Below are 24,969 nucleotides of genomic sequence, written 5' to 3'. Positions count from 1 at the left end.
TAACCAAAAAGATGCACTAACTTTAGGAAAGATAACCGTTATGTCATTACAAATCGTCATTTTAGCAGCCGGACAAGGCAAACGAATGTATTCCTCTCTGCCTAAAGTACTGCACCCCTTGGCAGGGAAACCAATGCTACAGAGAGTCATAGAAACTGCGCAACAATTAAATCCAGATGCGATCCATGTCATTTATGGGCATGGAGGAGACGAAATAAAAGCGGCACTGGCTAAATTACCAGTCAATTGGATTTTACAGGCTGAACAATTAGGTACCGGCCATGCGGTTAAACAAGCACTGGGCCATATTCCTGATAAATCTCAGCTCTTAGTCCTGTCAGGGGATGTACCCTTAATTCAAGCTGAAACCCTGCGAGCACTGATTTCTAGCTGCCAATCAACTAAAAGAGAATCAGCAACCTTGAGTTTGCTAGTCGCCTCTGTTGACAATCCCACTGGACTTGGCCGTATCTTGCGTGATGCAACAGGAAAAATTCGCGACATTATTGAAGAAAAAGATGCTAGTGCAGAACAGAAGCAAATTAAGGAAATTTATAGTGGAATTTGCTGTGCACCTGCAAGTGATTTAGCACGCTGGTTGCCCAATTTGACGACTCATAATGCCCAAAACGAATATTATCTAACCGACATTATTGAAATGGCTGTTGCAGAAGATTTACCCATCGCATCGATAGAGGCCAGTGATACGATAGAAATTCAAGGGGTGAATAACTGCTTACAGCTACAACAATTGGAACGCGCTTGGCAAAAACGAGTTGCAGAGCAGTTGATGCTTTCAGGTGTCAGGCTAGCTGATGCAAACCGTTTTGATGTCCGTGGTGAACTGGTTTGTGGTAAAGATGTATTCATCGATCTCAATAGTATTTTTAATGGTAAAGTCACTCTCGGCAAAGGTTGTCGCATTGGCCCCAATTGCGTATTAACCAATGTCACTCTCGGGGAAAATTGTGAGATTTTAGCCAACTCCGTGTTAGAGGGTTGTGTCATTGGCGATAATTGCCATGTCGGTCCATTTGCTCGCTTAAGACCCGGAACTAAACTAGCCGCCGATTGCAAAATTGGTAATTTTGTTGAAACCAAAAATGCCGTATTCGATAAAGGATCGAAAGCGAGTCATTTAAGTTATCTCGGAGACGCAACTCTAGGTAAAGACGTCAATATTGGCGCTGGCACTATCACTTGTAACTATGATGGCGCCAATAAACACCAAACCATTATTGAGGATGGTGTGTTTGTAGGCTCAGATACACAACTGGTTGCCCCAGTCACCATCGGTGCTCGGGCAACGATTGGTGCAGGCAGTACGATTCGTAAAGATGTCCCCGCAGAGGAGCTGACTTTAACCATGAGCAAACAGAAAACGGTTTTTGGCTGGAAAAGGCCCGTTAAAAAGGAAAACTAAGCTTGTCATAGCCCGACTGGTTCGGGCTATGCCTGGGGTGACGGATGACTCACGGGGGAGGAGGCGTTTTTATGCGGAGGATAACGATTACAAAGCCATACTACGATTGGTAAGCTAATCAACGTCACAATAATCTTATAGGCCCAAGAATTCATCGCAAGGCTAAAAATTTGATCATAAGAATAAACCCCACCATAGAGAAGACTGTAGTTCACTAGGCAAAGTAAAGAAGCAGCAAAAATATTAGCAATTAAAATTCGTGAACAACGGTTAAGGCCAAGGCCAGTATATTTTAGATTTTCAAGCAGCATGGCATTACCGACAAAGGTAACAAACAAGGCTAAAGTCCCTGCAGGAATTCGGCGGGGCATTATATAGCAATAAAATGGGTTTAAATTAAAAAACTCGGGAGCAGGAAGCGCTACCGCACCCATTAACAGCAAATCAAAAGCTAACTCAGTTAAAATTAAAACGATGGCCATACGCAAGTTTGCTTTATAACCAAATAATTCGCCGATTAGATTACTGGCGATGATGGTTAAAGGCGATAAAAGACCACTCGCCCCCAAAACCAGTCCATCGGGTAAAGCAACTAACCGATATTCACAAGCTAAACAAATCAACAAAATTGTCACTGAAAAACTAACGAGGTAGTGATATAAAGGCAACGATAAATAAGCCGGTAAATGGGTTTTATCCAGCGCTATTTTGACCGGTTTTAATAGTACAAAACTAGCTAAATGAATAACGCCCACCAATAATAAAATTCCGCCGCTTACCATTAAAGAATCGATATAAATTCGCTGAAAACTTTGAATAAGAGGATGGGAAAATAGCAATAAAAAATTGAGACTAAAAAAACTATACCCCCCTGCTAAAGCCAGTAGGAGGCGACGCTTCGGTGAAGTCAGCATCTCAGTTTTTCGTATACAACAAAATAAATGGGGTAAATAAAAACTCACTGCAAAGGCAAGCGTAGAAGCAAAAAATTTCTTAGGAATATCTTCAAAAACAATCTGGTAGGCAGGATTATCATGCATATAATCGGCTGCTGGTAAATTCACCAGAAGATAAATGCCTACAGAAAATAAATATAAAGCCAGCAAACATTGGTTAAGAATGTGCCGCTGCTGCACAATATTGCACTCTTTTAAAACCATTAAATAGATTAGAGCCACCAGAGGGCAGAGGACGCTGCTTGCTGTGAAAATAATTCCTTGCAATTCAATAATCTTGAATGAAACATTAATTAACAAGATAAGACAGGTCATCATACTCACAGTAAGTGACAGGTAGCTACGTCTTGGTAACTCAATTGCAAAGGCAGTCATTATTAGAAGGGTACTCGTTTTCTCAACCTAAAAATAACTTGCGGCTGAAATTGAAAAAATGAGCAAGAATATAGCATTATTATTTTTATATTGGCAACTTTTTTGAGTAGATTATTAACTTCCGTCATATATGGGTAAGAGTTGCACAAGTTCACAAAATCCGCTCGTCCTGAGGAGGGCTTTAGCCCGTCTCGAAGGACCCTTTGAGACGCCGCTTTTAGGCTATTCAGAACAAACGGATTAAGATAAAAACTAGTTTACTTATCTTTCTGACCCATAACTGACCTTAACCTGATACAGAACGGGCCTTGTCACCCTCAGTAAAACATTATTTTTTATGGTATAGAATTAAAAGTATAAATGTCGGCCGAGGAAAACATGTTTGGCGATCTGCAAAGAATGCAAAAAAACTTGCATAATTTTTTTGATTACTCCAATTCAATGGCTTCTCTTTGGACTAAATATTTTAATGTCAGCCTTGAGAAAGCCAACGATTCAGCGCAATTATTCATGGAATTAGTAGAAAACCAACTGCAGCCAAACCCCAACGCTTTGAATGAATCCATGGAATATGCGACTGATTTTTTTCAACGACAGATTCTTTTTTGGGATGTATTACGTAAACGAGGCAATCAATATTTAAAACATGAACAAGAAGGGCAACCGCCTGTGCTTATTTTTCCTTATCAGATTCTAATGGACGGTAGAACCTTTGAACACCCTGTGAATTATGCACTGGCTGAGATTTTTCACCCGTCAGGACGGGAAGTTGATCCTTCCCTACGTCCTTATGTGATCGTTGATCCACGCGCCGGGCATGGGGCAGGCATCAGTGGTTTTAAGGATAAATCGCAAGTTGGTATCGCCTTAGAAGCCGGTCATCCGGTCTATGTTGTGATTTTTTTCCCTAATCCTGAACCAAACCAGACCTTACTCGATGTTGCCTTTGCTCATGAACTTTTCCTCAGAGAAGTCGCTTTACGCCATCCAAATAGCCCCAAACCTTGTATTATCGGTAACTGCCAGGGTGGATGGGCCGCTTTATCCTTGGTTGCCGCACATCCTGATGTTGCAGGTGTCGCAGTTATTAATGGCGCACCGCTTTCTTATTGGGGCGGCGCCAATGGCAAAAATCCGATGCGTTACATCGGCGGCATTCTAGGTGGCAGTTGGATAGCCCAACTTGCTGGTGATTTGGGGAATGGAAAATTTGACGGCGCAAATTTAGTTTTAAACTTTGAATTGTCTAATCCGCAGAATACCTATTGGAAAAAATATTACAAATTGTTTGCCAATATTGATACCGAAGAAACACGATTCCTAAATTTTGAGCGCTGGTGGGGCGGTTTTTCTCTGATGAACGCCAATGAGATGCGCGGTATTATCGACAATTTATTTATCGGCAATAAATTAGTAAAAGGCAAAATTCCACTCGGAGAATCAGGCCATAACCTCGATTTACGCGACATCAAAGTACCAGTCATTGTCTTTTGCTCAGCCGGTGACACCATTACACCCCCGCAGCAAGCATTAAATTGGATAGCTGACCTTTATGACAATACGCTGGACATCAAATTGCAAGGTCAAGTGATCGTCTATTTGATCCATGAACGTATCGGCCATTTAGGTATCTTTGTTTCCGGTGAAGTGGCGCAAAAAGAGCAGCCACATCTTTGATTTATTAAAATATATTGAACATCTTGCACCCGGACTTTACGAATTAAAACTCATCGAAGTGAAAGAAGATGACACCATTCATTATATCGGCCATATTGAAGAGCGTTCGATTAATGATATTCGTGAAAAACAAAAAGACAGCGTGGAAATTTTCAATTTAGTGCGCCTAATGTCCGATTACAATGCCATGAGTTACGATTTTTTTCTAAGTCCGTTCATCCGCAACTTATCGAATGAACAAACAGCAAATTTCATTAGAAAACTACATCCTTTACGTTTTAAACAATACATGATCTCTGATCTCAATCCTATGATTTCTGCGATTACAGAGCCCGCTTCTTTCATTCGTAAAAACCGCCGCAAAGTGGCCAATAAAAACGCCTTCCTCGCACAACAACAGCAACTTTCTCAGTTGATAACTTCCTACTGGGAAATGTTTGCTGCACAGCGTGATTCCTTGGCGGAAATTTTGTTTAATGCCATTTATGGCTATATCCAAATACTAACTCCTTTTGACCCCAGAAGAGAGATGATTATTCATCCCAAGAAAAAGAATAAAAATGAAGCTGCTCAATCGATTATTACCACAATTAGCGAGGGGGGAAGAGCGGAAGCCACCTTACGAATTTTGCTTCTTTTAATCAAAATACAAGGTTACGTCATCTCAGTGAATTATCCGCAAATAATTAAAGCCCTACTTGAAAGTGAAGACTTTCGCGGCCTTGATGCGTCAAAGTTTAAGCAACTTGTTTATACTCAAAATCTTATCATTGATTACGATCCGGAACTTGCCATACAAACTATACCGCATTTATTAAAATCCGCTGAAGAATGCCAAACTATTCTGGATAGGATTGAAACAATAGTTCATACCTTGAGTACGTCACCTTCTGATCAATTTAAAGCGAAATACCTGAGCATTAAGCGTTTTTTGCTGAACTATTTTAGGAGTTGAGCATAAGCTTATTCATCAAGCTTAACAAAAAATCAATAGGTGGAATTAATGTGCCTAGCCTTGAGACACAACAAATCGGCAATTTGTAGCGAGTTTGTTTTCCACTCTTTAATTATTGAAGACCTATTATTTCACACGAAAGCACGTGCTTTAGTTTGCCCTGTATCATCATCCACTAGTTCAAAACCTTCTCCTAGCTCATCTTCAACCCCAGAATCATTATTCACCACTAGAAACTCATCCTCTAATCCGCTTTGTGCATCATAAATAATGTAAGGTTTGGGTTTGGGCTTTGATTTAAAAAATGCAGCGGAATTTTCGCCGCGTAATTCGATGCGTTTTTCCAGCTGAGCATCATTAGACGGTCGCCGCCTTATTAATTGCGAGTCTAAACGGTTTTCTAATTGTTCCTCTGAAGATTGCTTTCTTAATTTACGCTCCATAGCGTCTTCAGTCGGTATTCTCAGTTTAATGGGGGATTGCCCTGTTTGTTGGGACTGCCCGTCAACTTTTTCAGTAATTTGTGGATGAGGAATAATTTTAGCGGTCTCGGTTTGTCCTCGCAGCAGTGGTGCATCTGGATCGGGTTGAGTTTCAGGAGGAGGTCCGCTGTGAATGCCTTCTAAAATACGGCGTTGTGCCGCCACCTTAGCGATGAATGTCCTATTTCTTAAGATATAAAGCACCGTTTCCGTGACTATCTTCGGAGTACCCATCACCACTTCCACTGCTTCTCCCGTTGTTCCTGGCGCTGTACTTATTAGGCGAAAGGCATAATTTGCACTGACCCATTCTATATCGAGCATTGCTTTAATTACTTTATCGCGCAATCCTCGCCAATGAGGACTCACGAAAGAATCGTTAACGAATTCCTCTGGTCCTCGTAAAATGGGCGGAAGTATCAAAAACTTAACCACGCCAGTGACTTTATGACGCCCTATGAGTACTGCGACATGGCCTACCTTATCCCAAGGCACACGAGGAGTTTTGGGTAATCGATTAAATAGGGGTCTAACTAGGGGCAGCACTTTAGGAAGAAGCACTTCTTTTGACTTGCGCATTGTAAAAATAAATGCTGCTTTCGAATTGTCGATTGTAAAATCAATCCCGGATTTAACAACCATTTCGTAGGCTCTCACTGGCTCCTTAGGTAATCGGTCAGAGTGTTTGACCAGTGCAGGCATCTCACCATGTGCACCAATCAACACTTGTCCAACTAAGGCTAATTGTTGGATGGGGGTTTCATAATACTGCCGGGGAATACCCGTACCCCACTCAATTGCCCCAACAACCAACAGCGATGCCCCTGCATGCGTCAATCCTTGCGCTAGAATAAATTCAGGATGTTCATTTAAATTATGATCAAGATGACGGCCGCAAAGCGGAGACCAAATTAAAGTGGCAATATAGCTACCGTTATGACAGACAGTGAAGATTAGAGCCAACCCTTCTCCAATCCAAGGAACATATCTCACCCCTTCAATAAGAATTAATTTAATTGTCCAATAAGCAATAAAATCACGGAATGAACCTTCCAAAAATTGTAAACGGGTGCAATCCTGGCAAATCTTTACAGCCGGTAATCGAGGCAAAACCACATTCGATGATTCAAGCGTTAAAATTCCGGCTTGTATTATTTCTTGGGCTTGTTCACGTTTGTTGAGAATCCATAACGTCGTATTTAAAAGCACTAAACTGGTGGTAATAAAGGTATAGATGCTGAGCCCTTCCGGTTCTTCGTTCTCTTCTAAATAGGTTCGACCATAGCGCTGCATTTCGTCATTTAAATAAGAGAAAATCATCGGGATGAAAATATGTAAGCCTGCTTCTCCCATATGTTTGGCAAAAATAAAGGTATCGGGATCTGAGAGTATTGATCGACCAGCACTAAGAGTTGCTCGTGGCATACTCAGTATATAACCTGCTGTTTTATAAGTGAAGTTACCAATATTAACAAGGGTTGCTTCCTCCCAAGCACGACTACTCCACCCTCTAATTTTATTCCATGCGTCAGAAAAACCCATCTTGCACTCCCTGCAAATTTACAAAAAATTTATTCTAGAGTTATTACCAAAAAATTACCAGATTAGACTGGAAATAAGAAACTGGTAAAAAGAAAAATCAGAGCGTGTTAACTTAGCACCGTGGTTTTGTTGGGATATTCACATAAATCGCGAATTAGGCAATCAGAGCAGTGAGGTTTACGAGCTGTACAGACATAACGACCGTGTAAAATCAGCCAATGATGAGCATCATGCAAAAATTCCTTGTCGATATTTTTAACTAAAGCCAGCTCAACAGCCAAAGGGGTTGCCCCTTTAGCAATGCCTGTACGATTCGCAACGCGAAAAATATGTGTATCGACTGCCATAGTCGGTTGACCAAAAGCCGTATTAAGTACAACATTTGCAGTTTTCCGCCCAACGCCAGGCAGTGCTTGTAGTGCTTCACGGGTATCTGGCACTTGTCCATCATAAAGACTGATTAATAGTTGGCAGGTCTTAATGACGTTTTTTGCTTTGCTATTAAACAAACCAATGGTCTTTATGTAATCTTTAAGCGGTTCTTCGCCTAAATCGATTAAAGCTTGCGGTGTATTAGCAATCGGAAAAAGTTTCGCTGTGGCTTTATTGACACTCACGTCCGTAGCTTGAGCAGAGAGCATCACGGCGATTAATAATTCAAATGGAGTATTATATTTTAACTCCGTGGTAGGCTTCGGGTTTTGCTCTTTAAAGCGCTCAAAAATAGCGCGACATTTTGCTTTGTTCATGATTTATAACTTAATTTGTTAGGCCTTAATCCATGAGCGTCATGGTTAAGGAAATTTTTCCATATTTTATCAGGCCCCGTTCAGGCTAAGTCCTTCGAGAGCCCTCAGGACAGCCTTCGAGACGCACGCCATGCGTGCTCCTCAGGCTGAACGGAATAAAATGAATACAAATTCCTTAGATCCTCATTTCGTGGGGATACCTCAAAGCCCGAACAGTTTAATTGACATAGATCTTTTTGTTTATCCCGTTCGCACTGAGGAAGCGCGCAGCGCTGTCTCGAAGTGCCATGCGTGCTCCCCTACCGAACCCAGTCAGATAAATCCGATTAGATTGAAGGCTTATGGCCTTGCCCAATCTACTTCTTCGCCTGAACGCGCGCGAGCGCTTCTAAAATATAATCCTGTTTCGCTTTGGTATCGGCAATAGCATCGGCTGTTTTGGTTGCTAAGCGCCGCTTTTCACGATAAGCCTGTTGCTTGTCTTGTTCTTCTCGCAGCAAGCGAGTTTGCCTTGCGTTATAACGCTGTCTTGCAAGATCTCTATCGTAGAGCGCTTCGGGAATAGTTACCATGTCAATGCAATCGACAGGACAAGGTTCAACGCAAAGTCCACAACCCGTGCATTCTGTACTTAAAATAGAATGCATCCGTTTAGCACTGCCTATAATGGCATCCACTGGACAGGCTTGGATGCATTTTGTACAACCGATACACTCTCCCTCGCGGATCTGTGCCAATGCGGGGGTTCTTGTATTTGCTTCTGCCGCTGCTGCATAGGGTTGGGCATCGATCGCCAATAACTCAGCCAAGGCTTTTACCGTTGCCACCCCGCCAGGTGGGCAGCGGTCTATCGGTGCTTTACCCTGGGCCATTGCCTCGGCATAGGGTAAACAACCTGAATAACCACAGTCCCCACATTGGGTTTGCGGAAGCAGTGCATCGATTGCTTTAACAGAAGCCATTACTTAACCTTCATTCCTGGTGCCGCGCCTTCATCGGGCTGTAAAAGAAAAATTCCCTTACCATCACCCGCGGCCAAAACCATGCCTTCTGAAACGCCAAAACGCATCGTTCTTGGCGCTAAATTAGCGACCATTATAGTCAAACGACCAATTAGTTCTTCGGGTTGATAAGCGGATTTAATACCTGCAAAAACCTGTTTTTGTTGATCGCCTAAATCAAGCTGGAGCCGCAATAATTTATCAGCGCCCTCAACCGCTTCTGCAGTAATAATCCGTGCGACCCGCAAATCCACTTTAGAAAAATCGTCGATACTGATGATGTTTTCTTCAGCCAACGCTGTTTTTTTATCTTCTGTTGTGCTCATTAATGATTCCTTGGTTTGCTCTAGCATGGCGTCAATTTTTTCTCTTTCCACGCGTGTCATCAGTGGGGTAAATGCACGAATGCGATGGTTTAACAGCGGTTTATCAATACTCTCCCAGGTTAAGGGTTCGCAATTTAAAAATTGTTCCGCTGCAGAAGCCATCATTGGTAGTACTGGTTTTAAGTAAGTGATTAATAAACGAAATAAATTTAAACCCATTGTACAAATGGCTTGCACCTCAGCTAACCGCGACTCTTCCTTCGCCAATACCCAGGGTTTGTTAGCGTCGATGTATTGATTGACTCGATCAGCAGATTCCATGATTTGACGAATCGCTCGCGCATAATCACGTTGTACATATGCATCGACAATGTCGTCGCGCTCTGCCAATAATTGCTGGTACAAATCCGGCTCTGCAAGTTCTGCTGCTAATTGATCATTAAACCGTTTATTAATAAATCCGGCACAACGGCTGGCAATATTCACCACTTTACCTACTAAATCAGCATTCACTCGATTGATAAAGTCGTCGAAATTTAAATCCAAATCATCCACTCGACCATTTAATTTGGCTGCGAAATAATAGCGTAGGTATTCTGGATTTAAATGGTGTAGATAAGTTCGTGCCTCGATAAAAGTACCTCGTGACTTTGACATTTTCTGCCCATCTACCGTGAGAAACCCATGAGTGAATACAGCAGTTGGTAAACGGTGGCCGCTTCCAGCCAAAATAGCAGGCCAAAAGAGCGCATGGAAATACACAATATCTTTGCCGACAAAATGATAAAGTTCAGCAGTGGAATCTTGAGACCAAAATTCCGCAAAAGAAACGCCCTGCTCATCACAATATTTTTTAAAGCTTGCCATATAGCCAATAGGCGCATCTAGCCACACATAGAAATACTTGTTTTCAGTTCCAGGAATTTGAAAGCCAAAATAAGGCGCGTCACGCGAAATATCCCATTGCTTGAGCCCGGCAGCAAACCACTCATCCAATTTGTTAGCGACTTCCGTTTGTAAATGTCCCTGTCGTGTCCATTCTTTTAATAAGGATTCGTAGCGGGGCAAATCAAAGAAATAATGCTCTGACTCTTTCTCAATCGGTTTTGCACCCGAAATCGCTGACACCGCATCGATTAAATCAGTAGGCGAATAAGTTGAGCCGCAGGATTCGCAGTTATCACCATACTGATCTGCCGCCCCGCATTTAGGACAAGTTCCCTTCACATAGCGATCCGGTAGAAACATTTCCTTAACCGGATCATAGGCTTGGCGAATGTTTTTTTTGATAATGTCTCCTGCTGCTTGTAAGCGCTCATAAATCATCGTGGACAGTTGCTGATTTTCTGGGGAATGCGTTGTGTGATAGCAATCATAAGCAATAGCAAAGGCTTTAAAATCCTGTTCATGGCTTTGCTGCATTTGTTTAGTTAGCTCTTCTGGACTCAAGCCAAGTTGTTCTGCCTTCAACATAATGGGGGTGCCATGGGCATCATCGCCGCAAATACTAATACACTGATGACCTAACATTTTGTGGGTGCGCACCCAAATATCGGTTTGCACATGTTCAACCAAATGCCCTAGATGTAAATGGCCATTCGCATAAGGCAGTGCACTGGTAACCAACATTTTACGAACTTTTGTCATATCAAGTTGCTCATTAGCAATAAAAGGGGAAATTATACCGTATAGAGGGCAGGAATGCCTGCTTTAGTGTCAGAAAATCTAAATGTTCGTTTGCTTCTAAAAATGGATGGAAAAATTTAAAACGCTTAAATAAAAAACGCGGCCATGGCCGCGTTTTTGTAGAAGAAACTCAACTAAGACCTTACTTAGCACCACCACCTAAGCTAGGGGTTTCACTAGGCATAGAAGTGTCGCCAGTTGCAGATGCTACTGAACTCCCAAACATTGATGTCTGAACACTTGCTGGATTTGTAGATATTGGAGCAGGAGCAGGGCGTCTTGGTAATGGTGCAAACAACACTTCTTCAGAACCACCCTTAGCTTCTTTAGAATCACGCTTTGCTTCTTTAGAATCACGCTTTGCTTCTTTAGAATCACGTTTGCTGCTAAGATCCACAACTTTACCTTTTCTAGTAAAGGTATCTTCTTCCTCAGCATCAGCCTCTTCTTCAGTTTCTGCTAGCAATCTAGAAAGCAGGTTAGTGACCGTGTCCATCTTTTTATTTAAAGCTCTTACTTCTTTTTTCGTCTTGTGAAGCTTATCTTTTAGGTGAGTTTCTGCATTATCAACTTTATCATTCAATTCATTTTTAGTCTCACCTAATTTAGTACTAACGTGTCTAGCAAGCTGATCAGCTTTAGTATCAACGCGCACGGTTACAGCGTCACGAGCTGCATTAACTGCATTGCCAAGATTGGTTTCAGCAGTGTTAAGCTGAGGTCCAGTTGCAGGTTCCTCTGGCTCGCCAACTACTTCGTTTCTAGCACCTTTGTAAGCACCGATTACAACGTTACCGATAAAGCGTAAAGTTTGAACTACACCGTAACCTACTGCACCAGCAGCCATACCTACAGCAGAAGCAACACCACCAATTACCGCAGCAGCACCAACTAAACCTATGCTAGATAGGAAAGCAGCCACAGGAGCGCCAATGAAAGGTAGGGCAGCAGTCAAACCGATAATAGTTCCGATGGTAGCAGGGAAGAAGAATACAAGAGAAGCGGCAAGAGCTGCACCAGCAACAAGAGCCAACAAACTAACGCCGATAGCGTATTTATGTCTGCCTAAAAATCCTGTAAAACCATTCCAAGCGTAAGAAATTGCGCCTCGAATTTTTTTAATAGCTTGTTTCAAAGTCATGATTACTCCTAAGGTTAAAAATCGAGGCGGATCATAGCAAGCCTTTTAGAAAATGTGAATTAAAAATGTTCAATATGTTGTAACATAATTGTAAAGCGCATGTTTTTAAACAAATAATTATGCGTACAAAAAGAAAAAAAATTAAACAGTTTAGATATAAAATGTGGGGTCTGCTAAACCAGCAGCCTTAAAACCCTGTTTACGAAAGCAACAACTATCACAGCGGCCACAAGCCGCTCCCTTCTCATTGGCTTGATAACAGGAAACCGTCAACGAATAATCGACCCCTAATTGACTACCACGAAGAATGGTTTCTGCCTTCGATAAATACTGCAACGGGGCATGAAGTTGAACAGGAGCACCTTCCACCGCCACTTTAGTGGCTAAATTAGCAACTGCCTGAAAAGCGGAGATATACTCTGGTCGACAATCAGGATAATGCGAATAATCGACCGAACTCACGCCAATAAAAATATCCTGCGCTCCGATGCTTTCAGCGTAGCCCAGCGCATAAGCTAAAAAAACAGTATTACGAGCAGGAACATAAGTAACTGGAATTTCTTCACTTGCGCTATAATCTGGAACCTGAATCGTCTCATCCGTCAATGCTGAACCACCTAATTGACCAATATCCAAATTGATAATGCGATGTTCAGCAACCTTAAAATGATTCGCCACACGACGCGCTGCGGCTAATTCCGCCGAATGTCGCTGCCCATAAGCAAAACTAAGCGCATGGCAGGCAAAACCTTCTGCTTTGGCAATCGCCAAACAAGTCGTTGAATCCAGACCCCCAGATAACAATATCACTGCTTTTTTCATTTTAAGCTCGTAGAAATAGATCAATCAGCGGGCGGTATTCTAAACCTTTTGTTGAGAACTACCAAACTTGGGATTTTGTTGTGAAGGGCGGCCTAAATGCAGTTAAAAAAATCCTTCCGCCTACCTCCCGCAGCTTGTTCGCGGGCTCCAGAGATTTCAGTATGAAAGATGAGCACCTGGATATCGCAGACAAGCCGTGGGACGTCGGAGTAGGGCTGCACTAGGTTGTCAGAGATGTGATTAAGATACAGTTGCAAGCAACCAGGCTAGCGATTTTTAACTAACCAATACTATATCACCATCTAAATCCGGATCTGTCTGAGCTAGACTGACATAATCGCCATTCGGCTTATTCCCATTCACACCAAACAACTTAATTAAGCCAGCAAAAGCACCACTATTTTTTGGCTCCTCGAAATCTGCAAGAGTGAGGTTCTCATTATTCGGAAGCGCCAGAAAAGCACTCTCATCAAAGTCAGGCAATTTCTCACGTTGAGGTTCAAAACGATTGATAATCGCGTTGCTAATGATTGCCAAGGCAAGTCCTGCAGCCAAAATAGCAATGCCTATACCAATTGGTACGAATATTAGCGAGACAAACACTAAAGGCGGAATCAATGCATCAATAAAAGAAGAGCGTAATAATTGAACGATTTGAAAATAGATCACCTTTTGCTGATATTCAGACTCTGCCAATCCCAATTTTATTTCCAAATACAATTGTTTCTTGCGATTAGGATCCTTCGTCGTTTTAAACTCTTCCAAAAGGTCATTACAATGCTCAAGTTCTAGTGCGCGTGTTTCTTTTGTTTTAGCAATCTCAATCGCCCCACTCGCTACCGCGGTCACAAAGGTCAACACGAAACAGAGGGCCGCACCAGAGAGCGTAATAATTAGAGCCGTTGCCGGCACAATCGCGGCAGGAGGGAAGAAGAAACAGCACATGATACTGAAAGCAATCACTAAACCTACAGCGTAAATTACCTCATTAGTAAAGCCGAGTTTTTTATATTTCCACTCAAAATTAGTTTTTGCTATCGATTGATTCAATTGTTTTAAGTCGGCCTCTAAATCCTTTAATTGCTGCTCTTCAACTGGGCTAATTATCAATTGCTCATTGATAGCCGCAATCTGCTTTTCTAGCTTTTCCTTATCTCGCTTGAGAGCTAGCATAGCCGCTTGATATTTTGTGTGCTCTTCCCAAAAACGCCAAATAGTTAATATGACATCCATTACCAGCAGCCCGACAGTCACAATGTTACCTGCGTAACCCAGCATACCCGGGCCTTTCAGCAATAAATGGCAAAGCATATTGGCAAAGCCCCAAATGGAGTCATTCATTAAAGCAAATTTTCGTTGATTCCATTGCGTGATAAATCGCTGCTCAGGTGACATATCCATTTCGTCTTTAGAGGGGCAATAAACATGCTTCAGCAATAAAAACAGATTAATACCAAAACGGGTATAGTAGAGAATCCAACTCATATAGCCAGTAACGGGCGAAACAACGTCCATATTGGCTTGTGCTTCTAATTTATTGTAAAAATCATCAGGAATCATTTCAAAAAGGGCTGTCAACATACTTCCGCCCCATACCCAATAAAGACGCTTAACGTTAATAGCGCCCATCCATTCAACCAATGACCCTGTATTGTTATCCATGAATTGCGTAATTTTTTCTACAAACCAGCTCGCAATAGCGGTTATACCAAGATATTTTAAAGCCATCGTGGCAAGGCTAATGTTTGCTTCTAGATCCACTTCATAGGGAACCTCAACACCTGCTTCGCCGGTGGTTTCTAATTCTTTAATACGTTGTGCACAAAGCTCTAATGCCTTTCGATGGGCTTCTAAGGTATATCTTCTTTCTTCAGCTTCATCCAATTGATATTGAGCATAGAGTAAGTAATAAGTGAAAATGAGTTGATCGACTAACCTTTTCTTTTGCTCGGGGTGTAAAAAAGCAAACATCGCGGGATTTAGTTTATCAAGCTCGGCTTTATAATAGGTGCGTAAAGAGGGTAAAAAGGCGACTGCCGCGTTACGTTGCGCAGCAAGTTCCGCCGTATCTAATAATAGCTCCGCTCGAACCTTTTTATCCTCTGCTTCTACTGCTCGCTCTGCTTCTTCAACTTTATTCTTTACTTTATTAACTTTGTGCTTTGCATTGCGAGCGTCTGTGATCGATTTTTTTTGCGCTTCAATCTCAGCTTTTTTAGCTCTCGCAAGCTTTCGCTTACGAGCTTCGAGCTCGGCCTTACTTGCATTAAGCATTACTTGCTTTGCTTGGTGTGTATCAAATAAATCTCGCATGCTGGCTTTTTCTTGCTCATCATGCGACTCAAATGAACTTTTTATTAAAATACTAATATCACCCATGACACCACACCTATATCACTCATTGACGACTTTGTTAAAAATATAATCACATAGATCAATTTATTCTCTTTTATACCATATCAGACATTCTTTGGACAAGTTAATCGCCCGTGAATTTACACAATTGATAACTTATTTTCTTAAATTGAAGCCCTGAAAATTAAGGAAAAATTAAGTAAGAGAAGAAACTTGGAAAATTTGGGATCTGATTTTAACAAAAGGTTGGCCAATGCCTATAGTCGGCAGGCTAAGTCTTGTTTAGCTTATGATTCGATATTTTAGGCTAGCAATTAACCGATCGGACTCTGAGCTATCCCCACGGAATGAGGATTTAAAGAATTTGTATTCATTTTATTCCGTTCAGCCTGAGGAGCACGCATGGCGTGCCTCTCGAAGCCTGTCCTGAGGCTCTCGAAGGACTCCGCCCGAACGGCGTCAGATAAATCCTCGAGACTTAACCCCTAAGCTAATAGAATCAATACAGTATTGGGCATGTTGCTAAAAAAGTGTATAATTGCGCGTTTTGTTGCCTATATTTTCCTACCATGAATCTTGAAAAACACTATGATGTCATTGTGGTCGGTGGCGGCCATGCTGGAACTGAAGCGGCACTGGCTGCAGCCCGTTTAGGAGTACAAACATTGCTCCTCACCCATAATATGGATCTGCTGGGACAAATGTCTTGCAATCCTGCTATCGGCGGAATTGGTAAAGGGCATCTGGTCAAAGAAATTGATGCCTTAGATGGTGCAATGGCTTTAGCCGCTGATCGAGCTGGTATTCAATTTCGAATTCTTAATGCGTCGAAAGGACCTGCTGTTCGCGCTACACGTGCCCAAGCGGATCGGGTACTTTATCGGCAAGCGATTCGACAAATTCTACAACAACAGCCTAATCTGACTTTATTTCAACAAGCCGTTGATGATTTAATTGTTGAAGGCGGGCAGGTTACTGGCGTCGTCACGCAAATGGGTTTAACTTTACGTGCGCGAGCAGTTGTTTTAACAGTCGGAACTTTTTTAGGCGGAAAAATTCATATTGGCATGAGTCAATATGCCGGTGGCCGCGCAGGCGACCCACCCGCCATTGCGCTGGCAAAGCGTTTGCGTGAATTAGATCTTCCTGTCGGTCGTTTAAAAACCGGAACTCCGCCGCGTATTGATGGCCGTAGCCTTGATTATAGCCAAATGACGATACAACCCGGTGACAGTCCTGTGCCTGTTTTTTCTTATCTAGGAAAATTAAGCGATCACCCGCAACAATTGCCTTGCTACATTACTCATACTACTGCAAAAACGCATGAAATCATTCAAGCGAATCTTCATCAATCACCGATGTATGCTGGCGTCATTGAAGGGGTTGGGCCGCGTTATTGCCCTTCAATTGAAGACAAAATTGTCCGCTTTGCTGATAAACTCTCCCATCAAATTTTTGTGGAGCCCGAAGGTTTAACCACTGATGAAATTTATCCTAATGGTATCTCAACTAGCTTACCTTTCGAAGTCCAGGTGCAATTTGTGCGCACGATTCAGGGTTTTGAAAATGCGCATATTACCCGTCCAGGTTATGCCATTGAGTATGATTATTTTGATCCGCGCGGATTAACCACCTTCCTGCAAACTAAGCCCTTACCTAATCTTTTTTTTGCCGGCCAAATTAATGGCACCACCGGTTACGAAGAAGCGGCAGCGCAAGGTTTGATTGCCGGCATAAATGCCGCTTTACAAGTCAAGGATCAAGCCCTTTGGTGTCCGCGTCGCGATGAAGCCTATGTCGGGGTATTAATTGATGATCTCATTACTTGTGGGACCCAAGAGCCTTATCGTATGTTTACCTCAAGAGCCGAATACCGTCTCTTATTACGTGAAGATAATGCGGATTTACGACTTACGGAAAAAGGGCGAGAATTAGGTTTAGTGAATGAACAACGCTGGCAAGTTTTCTGTGAAAAGCGAGAAGCCATCGAACGCGCTCAGGCCAATTTAAAAGACACCCTAGTACGTATTTCTCACAGCGAAGCACTTGGCTCTTTGTTAGAAAATCCGCTGCAACATGATTGCCGTGCTGCTGATTTATTAAAGCGTCCTGAAATAAACTATCAAGATTTACAAGCCATCGCCGAGCTAGGTTTGCCTGAGCTCGCCAGTGAAGTCGCTGAGCAGGTCGAAATTCAAAGCAAATATGCGGGTTATATCGAGCGTCAAATGCTGGAGATAGAGCGTCTTCGTAAGCATGAAAATACGCAATTGCCTCCTTCACTCGATTACGCGACAGTGTCAGGTTTATCTTCGGAAGTGATTCAAAAACTAAACCGCATCAAACCGACGACTATCGCGCAGGCCGGGCGTATCTCTGGAGTCACGCCAGCCGCCTTATCCCTGCTCTTGATTCATTTAAAAAAGCATCGAGAGCCAGCATGAGTTTACCAGACGCTCTTTTTCAACAATTAACCAAAGGCACCGAAGCGCTTGGTTTAACTGTCGCAACGAATTCTTTCCTGCAATACTTACTATTGCTGCAAAAGTGGAACCAAAGCTATAACCTGACTGCAATAAGGGATTTGGACACGATGGTTAGTCGTCATATCTTAGACAGCTTGGCCATCCTGCCTTGGATTAAGGGTACTCGCCTACTTGACGTCGGTACAGGTGCTGGATTGCCCGGCATTCCTTTGGCGATCGCTAATCCTGATTTACAGATTGTTCTCTTGGATAGTAATGGCAAGAAAATTCGTTTTTTGCAAGAAGTAAAACGCAAGCTACAGTTGCATAATGTTGAAGTCGTACAAACACGAGCGGAAAACTACCACCCTGCATTTGATTTTGATACAGTAACCAGTCGAGCTTTCAGCGAATTAGCGCAAATGATACACTGGACACAGCATCTGATAAGTAATGAAGGTATTTGGCTTGCCATGAAGGGTCGTTACCCTGAAACTGAACTAGCCGGCATCAACCTAGCTTATCAAGTTCATTCCTATCAAGTACCCGGTGTGGATGGTGAACGTTGCTGCGTCATTATTGAAAATGCAACTAAGGAATAATCATGGCGAAAGTCATCGCAATTGCCAATCAAAAAGGAGGAGTGGGTAAAACCACGACAGCGATCAATTTAGCAGCCTCCCTTTCTGCAAATCGCCAACCTGTTTTACTTGTTGACCTTGATCCGCAAGGTAATGCCACTATGGGATCTGGGATTGATAAAAATGCGCTAGTACATACTTCAAACGATGTTTTGCTGCGTGATTGTTTAGCTGAGCAAGCTTGTTTAGCTACTAGCTGTGGTTTTGATTTAATTCCTGCCAACGGTGATTTAACAGTTGCAGAAGTGAGCTTGATGGAAAGAGATCATCGTGAAACCTTTCTTTTTAAAGCCTTACAGCCGCTACAAACTGCTTATGATTTTATCTTGATTGATTGTCCACCGGCGTTAAATACCTTGACAATTAATGCACTGGTTGCAGCAGACTCCGTGTTAATTCCCATGCAATGTGAGTATTATGCGCTTGAAGGTTTGGCTGCACTGATCTCAACTATCGAACAAGTGAGGGCCTCAGTCAATCCACGCTTACAAATTGAAGGTGTGTTACGAACCATGTATGATGCGCGCAATCGCTTATGCGCCGAGGTTTCCAAACAATTGTTGGAGCATTTTCACTCCAAAGTCTACCGAACCGTTGTTCCACGTAATGTACGACTTGCAGAGGCTCCAAGCCATGGAATGCCGGCTTTGCAATATGACAAATCTTCACCAGGCGCTGCAGCTTATATGGTTTTGGCTGCTGAGGTAATTAACAAACAGCCTATGACCACCTAACTTGAGGAAACTATGACAGTAAAACGTGGCGGCTTAGGGCGAAATTTATCCGCTTTATTAGGTAACTCAACAACCAATTTGCTGGCTGAAAAACCTTCTTCAGATCATTTTAAATTGTCTGTTGATTGCCTCCAACCCGGAAAATATCAGCCTCGAACCGAGATTGAAGAAGAACCGCTTGCTGAGTTAGCTGAGTCAATTAAGCAGCAAGGTTTATTACAACCTTTGGTTGTCCGGGAAATTGCAAATGAGCGCTATGAAATTATTGCCGGAGAACGACGCTGGCGCGCTTGTCAATTGGCAGGACTCACGGAAATCCCTGTCATACTGCGCCAAGTTGACGATGAAACAGCAATGGCCATGGCGTTGGTGGAAAACTTACAACGCGAAGATTTGAATGCTATGGATCAAGCTCGCGCTATGTTTCGCCTTACTACTGAGTTTGGTCTTACCCATCAGCAAGTTGCCAATATACTTTCTAAATCACGCGCAGCTGTCAGTAATTATTTACGCTTACTCAGTTTGAGTAACGAAGTAAAACGACTTTTAGAGCATGGTGATTTGGACATGGGGCATGCACGTGCTTTGCTGCTTCTTGAAGAGGAACAACAGGAACAAGTCGCTCGCTTGATTGTGGCTAAAAATCTTTCCGTTCGCGAAACTGAGAAAATCGCTGCAAGAATAAAAGAGGGCAAGGTTGAACAAGTTAATCCTAAACCCGACCTATCTCCTTTAGTCAAAGAACAGATCCAAACCCTAGCCGAACAGTTAAATACAAAAATTAAAATTAAACCCGGCAAATTCGGTAAAGGGACTCTCGTTATCCATTACGATACCCTGCAAAATTTGCAAACGGTGATCGAATGGTTCTCCTCCAAGAAATAGTTCAATTAACTCCCTAAGTGATTTAAGTTTTTTCAATTCCAGCCGATATTAAGGATAGATTATATCGAAAAAGTCAAACAACCGTTAGGTAGTAGAGGGTTAATCGTATACGGAGGATTCATGCAAATCCAGCCCTTACAGCCAGTCTCAGTGAGGCTCAAATGTGGCCATGCCGAAGCGTCTTGTTTGTTGGTTGAATTGACTGATACTGAAATGCAACTGACTAGTACGGACTACTTAGAAAAAGATAGCCCTGTTGTTTTTTCCTCAAAATTCTTTAAAGGTGAAGCAAAAATTATTAATCTTAACTTCACCCATCATCTATTTGCTTATACTTTAGCGATTGGTTTTATCCAATTCCAGCCGGGTTTACTGGTGAATCAGTTGTTATAACCAATAAACGAACACGAATAAGAATAACCAGACCACATCCACAAAGTGCCAATACCAAGCAACCCCTTCAAAAGCAAAATGTCGTTCTGGAGTGAAGTGACCACGAATACAGCGAATTAGGATAACAATCAACATAATTGTTCCTATGGTAACGTGCAACCCGTGGAACCCTGTCAGCATGAAGAAAGTAGTCCCGTAGATACCTGCGTCAAGTGTCAGATTCATCTTGGTATAGGCTTCATGGTACTCATAAGATTGGCAGATCAAGAACAGGATACCAAGCGCGATTGTACACATCATACCGATAATTAGCTGTTTGCGTTTGTTCAACTTCAAAGCCCAATGTGCCCAAGTGATGGTAGCACCTGAGGTTAACAAAATAAGCGTGTTTACTGCCGCTAATCCCCATGGCTCCATTCCTTCATTCGCACCAAAAAAGGTTTGATTATTGGGGTTCGATAATAAAGGCCAAGTCGCACTGAAGTTAGGCCAAAGCGTAATATGAGTCATTGGATGAGCAGCTATCTCTCCGCCTAGCAAAGGCACAGACCAATAGCGGGTGAAAAACAAAGCACCAAAAAAGGCGCCGAAAAAGCAAACCTCAGAAAAAATAAACCAGCACATTCCCCAACGGAACGAGCGATCAACTTGTAAGTCATAGACCCCTTTCTGATTTTCATAGATGACTTGACCGAACCAGCCAAACATCATAAATACCAAGATTGCAAAGCCAAGGGTAAAAATATAGGGACCATACCAATCATCATGTAACCATGAACCACCACCAACTAACATGGTAGTTAAACCAATAGAACCTAGTAATGGCCAATGACTGGGCTTGGGGATGTAATATGTGCCATGCGCTCCCATTATGTTCTTTTCTCCTGTTTTCAAATTGCACTTCTTAATGGAGTTTGAAGTGGCAATGCTATATTTAGTTAATTACTTTATCCGTTACATTAAACAGCGTGTAAGACAAAGTGATTGTCCTCACGTTAGCGGGTAAATCGGTATCCAGATGAAACAATAAGGGCATATCCATCGCTTCATGTCCATTAAGTGTTTGCTGGGTAAAACAGAAACACTCCGTTTTCTTTAAATATTTTGCGGCTATCCCCGGAGTCACACTAGGAATAGCCTGTACAGTCATCGTATGGTTCGTTTTATTCTCAGCATAAAATGCTAATTTCGCAATCTCTCCCGGATGCACCTTTATCTTCTTGGTTTTAGGATAAAAGGCCCAGGGAACTCCACCGTTATTTGTCGCTACAAACTCAACAACTATCTCCCGATCTTGAATTTTTGCGGTTTTTGCATCATAAGCGTCCGCTTGACCACTTATCTTTCCATTAATACCAAAGTTCTTGCACAAACTATTATAAATAGGAACCAACGCAAAACCGAAGCCAAACATAGCAAGTACAACGACAGCTAGAGTAACAACCAATTTTTTATGACTTTTTTCAGCCATTGTACCTCGCCTTAATAATGAAGCAGATGTTCCGATTCCACATGAGGTGGCGTTACGAAACTATGATAAGGAGGTGGCGATGGTAAAGTCCACTCCAGGCCATGCGCTCCTTCCCAAACTCGCGCACTCACTTTGGGGCCATGTTTACGAACTGTTCTGACTACGTTATATAAGAATAACAATTGTGAAAAACCAAAAATAAAAGCACCGATCGATGAGATCATATTAAAATTGGCAAATTGCAGCGCATAATCAGGGATCCGTCGAGGCATGCCTGCAAGTCCGAGGAAATGCATAGGGAAGAAGGCAATATTGACAGAGATGACTGACAGCCAGAAATGCCATTTACCCAAGACCTCATTGTACATATGCCCTGTCCATTTTGGCAGCCAGTAATAAGTTGCAGCCTGAAGACCAAAAATTACACCAGGAACTAATACATAATGGAAATGACCAACCACAAAATAAGTATCTTGATATTGATAATCAGCGGGTACCAAGGCAAGCATCAACCCAGTAAAACCACCAATCGTAAATAAAAACACGAAAGCGATGGAAAACAGCATTGGTGTTTCAAAAGTCATGGATCCCCTAAACATTGTGCTAACCCAGTTGAATACCTTGATTCCCGTAGGCACAGCAATCAACATGGTGGTGTACATAAAAAATAGCTCTGCACCTAGCGGAATACCCGTAGTAAACATATGATGTGCCCAGACAAGGAACGATAATATTGCAATACTTACTGTCGCATAAACCATAAAATGGTAACCAAATAAGGGTTTACGGCTAAACGTTGGAATAATTTCTGAAATAACTCCAAAAGCAGGCAATACCAATACATATACTTCTGGATGACCAAAGAACCAAAACACATGCTGGAATAAAATAGGGTCGCCACCACCACTCGCTTCGAAAAAGCTTGTTCCAAAATGCCGGTCAGCCAACATCATTGTCACAGCACCTGCTAACACTGGCATGATAGCAATTAGTAAGAACGCGGTAATTAACCAGGTCCAAACGAACATTGGCATCTTCATCAAAGTCATACCAGGCGCACGCATATTTAGGATAGTTGCGATGATATTAATCGAACCCATAATGGAGGAAAGCCCCATCATGTGGATGGAGAAAATCATAAAATCGGTGCTTGGAGGGGCAAATTTAGTCGATAAAGGAGCATACATTGTCCAACCGAAATTGGGCCCTCCACCGCTGTGGAACATCGTAGAGGCGAGCAAGGTAAAAGCAAAGGGTAGTAACCAGAAGCTCCAGTTATTCAAACGTGGTAAAGCCATATCAGGCGCACCAATCATCATAGGTATTTGCCAGTTAGCCATACCTGTAAATGCAGGCATCACTACCCCAAAAAGCATGATCAAACCATGCAAAGTGGTCATTTGGTTAAAAAAGTTAGGATCAACAAAACGATGACCTGGTTGAAAAAGCTCTGCTCGAATAACCAAAGCCATTGTACCGGCAGCAAAGAAACTGAACATGGCTAACCATAAGTATAAAGTTCCGATATCTTTATGGTTAGTGGTAAATAGCCATCGCTTTGCAAAGCCAATGAATCCTTTACCTTGTTCTGGACCATGCTCTTCATGGTCTGCATCATGTGCTAATTCTTGATTCATCGTAAACCTCCGACCTTCGCTTTTTCTACCATTTTAGGTTGTTTTATTTCGCCTTGACGTACTTTCGCAACATCAGCAGGTTGGACAACGTCATCTGTATTATTTTCCCAAGCATTACGCTCGTAAGTAACAATTGCAGCGATATCTTTATCGGTCAATTGCTCTTTATAGGGCTGCATTGCAGAACCAGGAACACCATTTAGAATCATTGCGATATGACGCGAAATTGGTTTTCCAACTGCTACTGAACTGCCTTTAAGGGCGGGATACATTGGCGGCAAGCCTTTACCATCTACTCTATGGCAGGCTGCACAGATTTGATCATATTTTTGCTTACCTAAACTCATTAATTCATCTCGCGTCAAATTGGCTTGCGCCCCAGGCTGGTTAACTGTTTCTGCATATTGATCTTTCACTTTAACTTGCTTAGCAACCCATTGATTAAATTGATCTTCGTTGACAGCTTCCACAACGATGGGCATGAAACCATGGTTGATCCCACATAATTCTGCGCATTGACCGCGATAAGTACCTGGTTTTTCAATTCTTGCCCAAGCCTCATGCATAAATCCAGGAATCGCATCACGTTTAACACCAAGCTCAGGCACCCACCAAGAGTGAACCACGTCGTTAGAAGTCACTAAAAACCGAATTTTCTTGTGAACCGGTAAGACTAGAGGTTTATCAACTTCTAAGAGATACCATTCACCCTTTTTCGCTTGATTATGAATTTGCGCAAAGGGAGTCGATAAATTAGAAAAATAACTAATACCTTGATCTAAATATTGATATTGCCATTTCCATTGATAGCCAACTATTTTAATCGTTACATCAGAATCACTATTGTCTTCTTGATGAATTAACACTTTGGTCGCAGGGATGGCAAGGCCAACCAAGATTAAAAAAGGAATGATTGACCAGACTATTTCTAAACGGAAATTATCATGGAAGGTCGCTGGAGTATATCCTTTCGATTTGCGGTGATGGATGAGCGAATAAATCATCACTCCAAATACCAAAACACCAATCATCGCGCAGATAACTATAGCAATCATATGCAAGTTATACATGTCATGACTTAAAGGGGTAACCCCTTTGTACATATTTAATTGCCACTTATCCGCCTCAGCCATTGCTGGCTGGCCAGCTATCAATCCAATTAAGGCGGCAATCACCTTGCTTAGCTTAGACCTATTTAGCATCCCCGTTCTCACCTCTTCAATTAGTTAGGATCTTAAAAATTCGTCTTGCAA

At 42.3% G+C, this 24,969-nt stretch carries 18 protein-coding genes and 1 pseudogene; 7 read left to right on the top strand and 12 right to left on the bottom strand.

Annotated features, from left to right (window positions below):
• Positions 1 to 40: 40 nt before the first annotated feature.
• Positions 41 to 1,423: a bifunctional UDP-N-acetylglucosamine diphosphorylase/glucosamine-1-phosphate N-acetyltransferase GlmU gene (gene glmU / locus Lnau_RS07960; RefSeq protein ID WP_058504586.1), complete on the top strand. Its 1,383-nt coding sequence runs from the start codon at positions 41 to 43 to the stop codon at positions 1,421 to 1,423.
• Positions 1,424 to 1,449: 26 nt separating this feature from the next.
• Here glmU and Lnau_RS07955 read toward each other — a convergent pair whose 3' ends face one another.
• Entirely contained in the window at positions 1,450 to 2,754 is a 1,305-nt protein-coding gene (locus tag Lnau_RS07955; protein WP_058504585.1) for a VUT family protein, read from the bottom strand.
• Between the two features lie 360 nt (positions 2,755 to 3,114).
• Between Lnau_RS07955 and Lnau_RS16965 the strand changes: the two are divergent.
• Positions 3,115 to 5,386 (top strand): annotated as a pseudogene (locus Lnau_RS16965) (DUF3141 domain-containing protein).
• Positions 5,387 to 5,517: 131 nt separating this feature from the next.
• Here the strand turns inward: Lnau_RS16965 and Lnau_RS07945 are convergent.
• The 7 genes from Lnau_RS07945 to Lnau_RS07915 all read right to left on the bottom strand — a co-directional run bounded on the left by Lnau_RS07945 (position 5,518) and on the right by Lnau_RS07915 (position 15,514).
• Complete coding sequence (locus tag Lnau_RS07945; protein ID WP_058504584.1) at positions 5,518 to 7,410, bottom strand: hypothetical protein; 1,893 nt, start codon at positions 7,408 to 7,410, stop codon at positions 5,518 to 5,520.
• Between the two features lie 107 nt (positions 7,411 to 7,517).
• Positions 7,518 to 8,159 (bottom strand): endonuclease III, encoded by a 642-nt coding sequence (gene nth, locus Lnau_RS07940; protein WP_058504583.1) that lies wholly within the window; start codon positions 8,157 to 8,159, stop codon positions 7,518 to 7,520.
• Between the two features lie 356 nt (positions 8,160 to 8,515).
• A complete protein-coding gene (locus Lnau_RS07935; RefSeq protein ID WP_058504582.1) occupies positions 8,516 to 9,121 on the bottom strand; it encodes an RnfABCDGE type electron transport complex subunit B in 606 nt (201 codons plus the stop codon).
• Entirely contained in the window at positions 9,121 to 11,133 is a 2,013-nt protein-coding gene (metG, locus tag Lnau_RS07930) for a methionine--tRNA ligase (RefSeq protein WP_058504581.1), read from the bottom strand. Before metG ends, Lnau_RS07935 begins: the two co-directional genes overlap by 1 nt.
• 181 nt (positions 11,134 to 11,314) lie before the next feature.
• Complete coding sequence (locus Lnau_RS07925) at positions 11,315 to 12,313, bottom strand: hypothetical protein (RefSeq protein ID WP_058504580.1); 999 nt, start codon at positions 12,311 to 12,313, stop codon at positions 11,315 to 11,317.
• 150 nt (positions 12,314 to 12,463) lie between these two features.
• Positions 12,464 to 13,135, bottom strand: a complete 672-nt coding sequence (queC, locus tag Lnau_RS07920; RefSeq protein ID WP_058504579.1) for a 7-cyano-7-deazaguanine synthase QueC — start codon at positions 13,133 to 13,135, stop codon at positions 12,464 to 12,466.
• Positions 13,136 to 13,411: 276 nt separating this feature from the next.
• Positions 13,412 to 15,514 (bottom strand): hypothetical protein, encoded by a 2,103-nt coding sequence (locus Lnau_RS07915; protein ID WP_058504578.1) that lies wholly within the window; start codon positions 15,512 to 15,514, stop codon positions 13,412 to 13,414.
• A 545-nt stretch (positions 15,515 to 16,059) separates the two neighbouring features.
• Here Lnau_RS07915 and mnmG point away from each other — a divergent pair.
• The 5 genes from mnmG to Lnau_RS07890 all read left to right on the top strand — a co-directional run bounded on the left by mnmG (position 16,060) and on the right by Lnau_RS07890 (position 20,608).
• Entirely contained in the window at positions 16,060 to 17,934 is a 1,875-nt protein-coding gene (gene mnmG / locus Lnau_RS07910) for a tRNA uridine-5-carboxymethylaminomethyl(34) synthesis enzyme MnmG (RefSeq protein ID WP_058504577.1), read from the top strand.
• A complete protein-coding gene (rsmG, locus tag Lnau_RS07905; protein ID WP_058504576.1) occupies positions 17,931 to 18,557 on the top strand; it encodes a 16S rRNA (guanine(527)-N(7))-methyltransferase RsmG in 627 nt (208 codons plus the stop codon). Before mnmG ends, rsmG begins: the two co-directional genes overlap by 4 nt.
• A 2-nt stretch (positions 18,558 to 18,559) precedes the next feature.
• Positions 18,560 to 19,330 (top strand): ParA family protein, encoded by a 771-nt coding sequence (locus Lnau_RS07900; protein ID WP_058504575.1) that lies wholly within the window; start codon positions 18,560 to 18,562, stop codon positions 19,328 to 19,330.
• Between the two features lie 12 nt (positions 19,331 to 19,342).
• Positions 19,343 to 20,215, top strand: coding sequence for a ParB/RepB/Spo0J family partition protein (locus tag Lnau_RS07895; RefSeq protein ID WP_058504574.1), 873 nt, complete (start codon positions 19,343 to 19,345; stop codon positions 20,213 to 20,215).
• Between the two features lie 120 nt (positions 20,216 to 20,335).
• Entirely contained in the window at positions 20,336 to 20,608 is a 273-nt protein-coding gene (locus Lnau_RS07890; RefSeq protein WP_058504573.1) for a hypothetical protein, read from the top strand.
• Here the strand turns inward: Lnau_RS07890 and Lnau_RS07885 are convergent.
• From Lnau_RS07885 to coxB, 4 genes are all read right to left on the bottom strand, one after another.
• On the bottom strand, positions 20,603 to 21,478 hold the full coding sequence (locus Lnau_RS07885) for a cytochrome c oxidase subunit 3 (RefSeq protein WP_058504572.1): 876 nt from the start codon (positions 21,476 to 21,478) through the stop codon (positions 20,603 to 20,605). The two genes, Lnau_RS07890 and Lnau_RS07885, sit on opposite strands and share 6 nt — an antisense overlap.
• 64 nt (positions 21,479 to 21,542) lie before the next feature.
• Positions 21,543 to 22,079, bottom strand: a complete 537-nt coding sequence (locus Lnau_RS07880) for a cytochrome c oxidase assembly protein (RefSeq protein ID WP_058504571.1) — start codon at positions 22,077 to 22,079, stop codon at positions 21,543 to 21,545.
• Positions 22,080 to 22,090: 11 nt separating this feature from the next.
• Positions 22,091 to 23,716 (bottom strand): cytochrome c oxidase subunit I, encoded by a 1,626-nt coding sequence (ctaD, locus tag Lnau_RS07875; RefSeq protein WP_058504570.1) that lies wholly within the window; start codon positions 23,714 to 23,716, stop codon positions 22,091 to 22,093.
• Positions 23,713 to 24,918, bottom strand: coding sequence for a cytochrome c oxidase subunit II (gene coxB, locus Lnau_RS07870; RefSeq protein ID WP_058504569.1), 1,206 nt, complete (start codon positions 24,916 to 24,918; stop codon positions 23,713 to 23,715). The genes ctaD and coxB overlap by 4 nt, the downstream gene beginning before the upstream one ends.
• Positions 24,919 to 24,969: the final 51 nt, after the last annotated feature.

The organism is Legionella nautarum (assembly GCF_001467895.1).
Classification (GTDB): Bacteria; Pseudomonadota; Gammaproteobacteria; order Legionellales; family Legionellaceae; genus Tatlockia; species Tatlockia nautarum.
The sequence above is the reverse complement of the archived record's forward strand: the minus strand, read 5'-3'. Positions and strand labels throughout refer to the sequence as shown.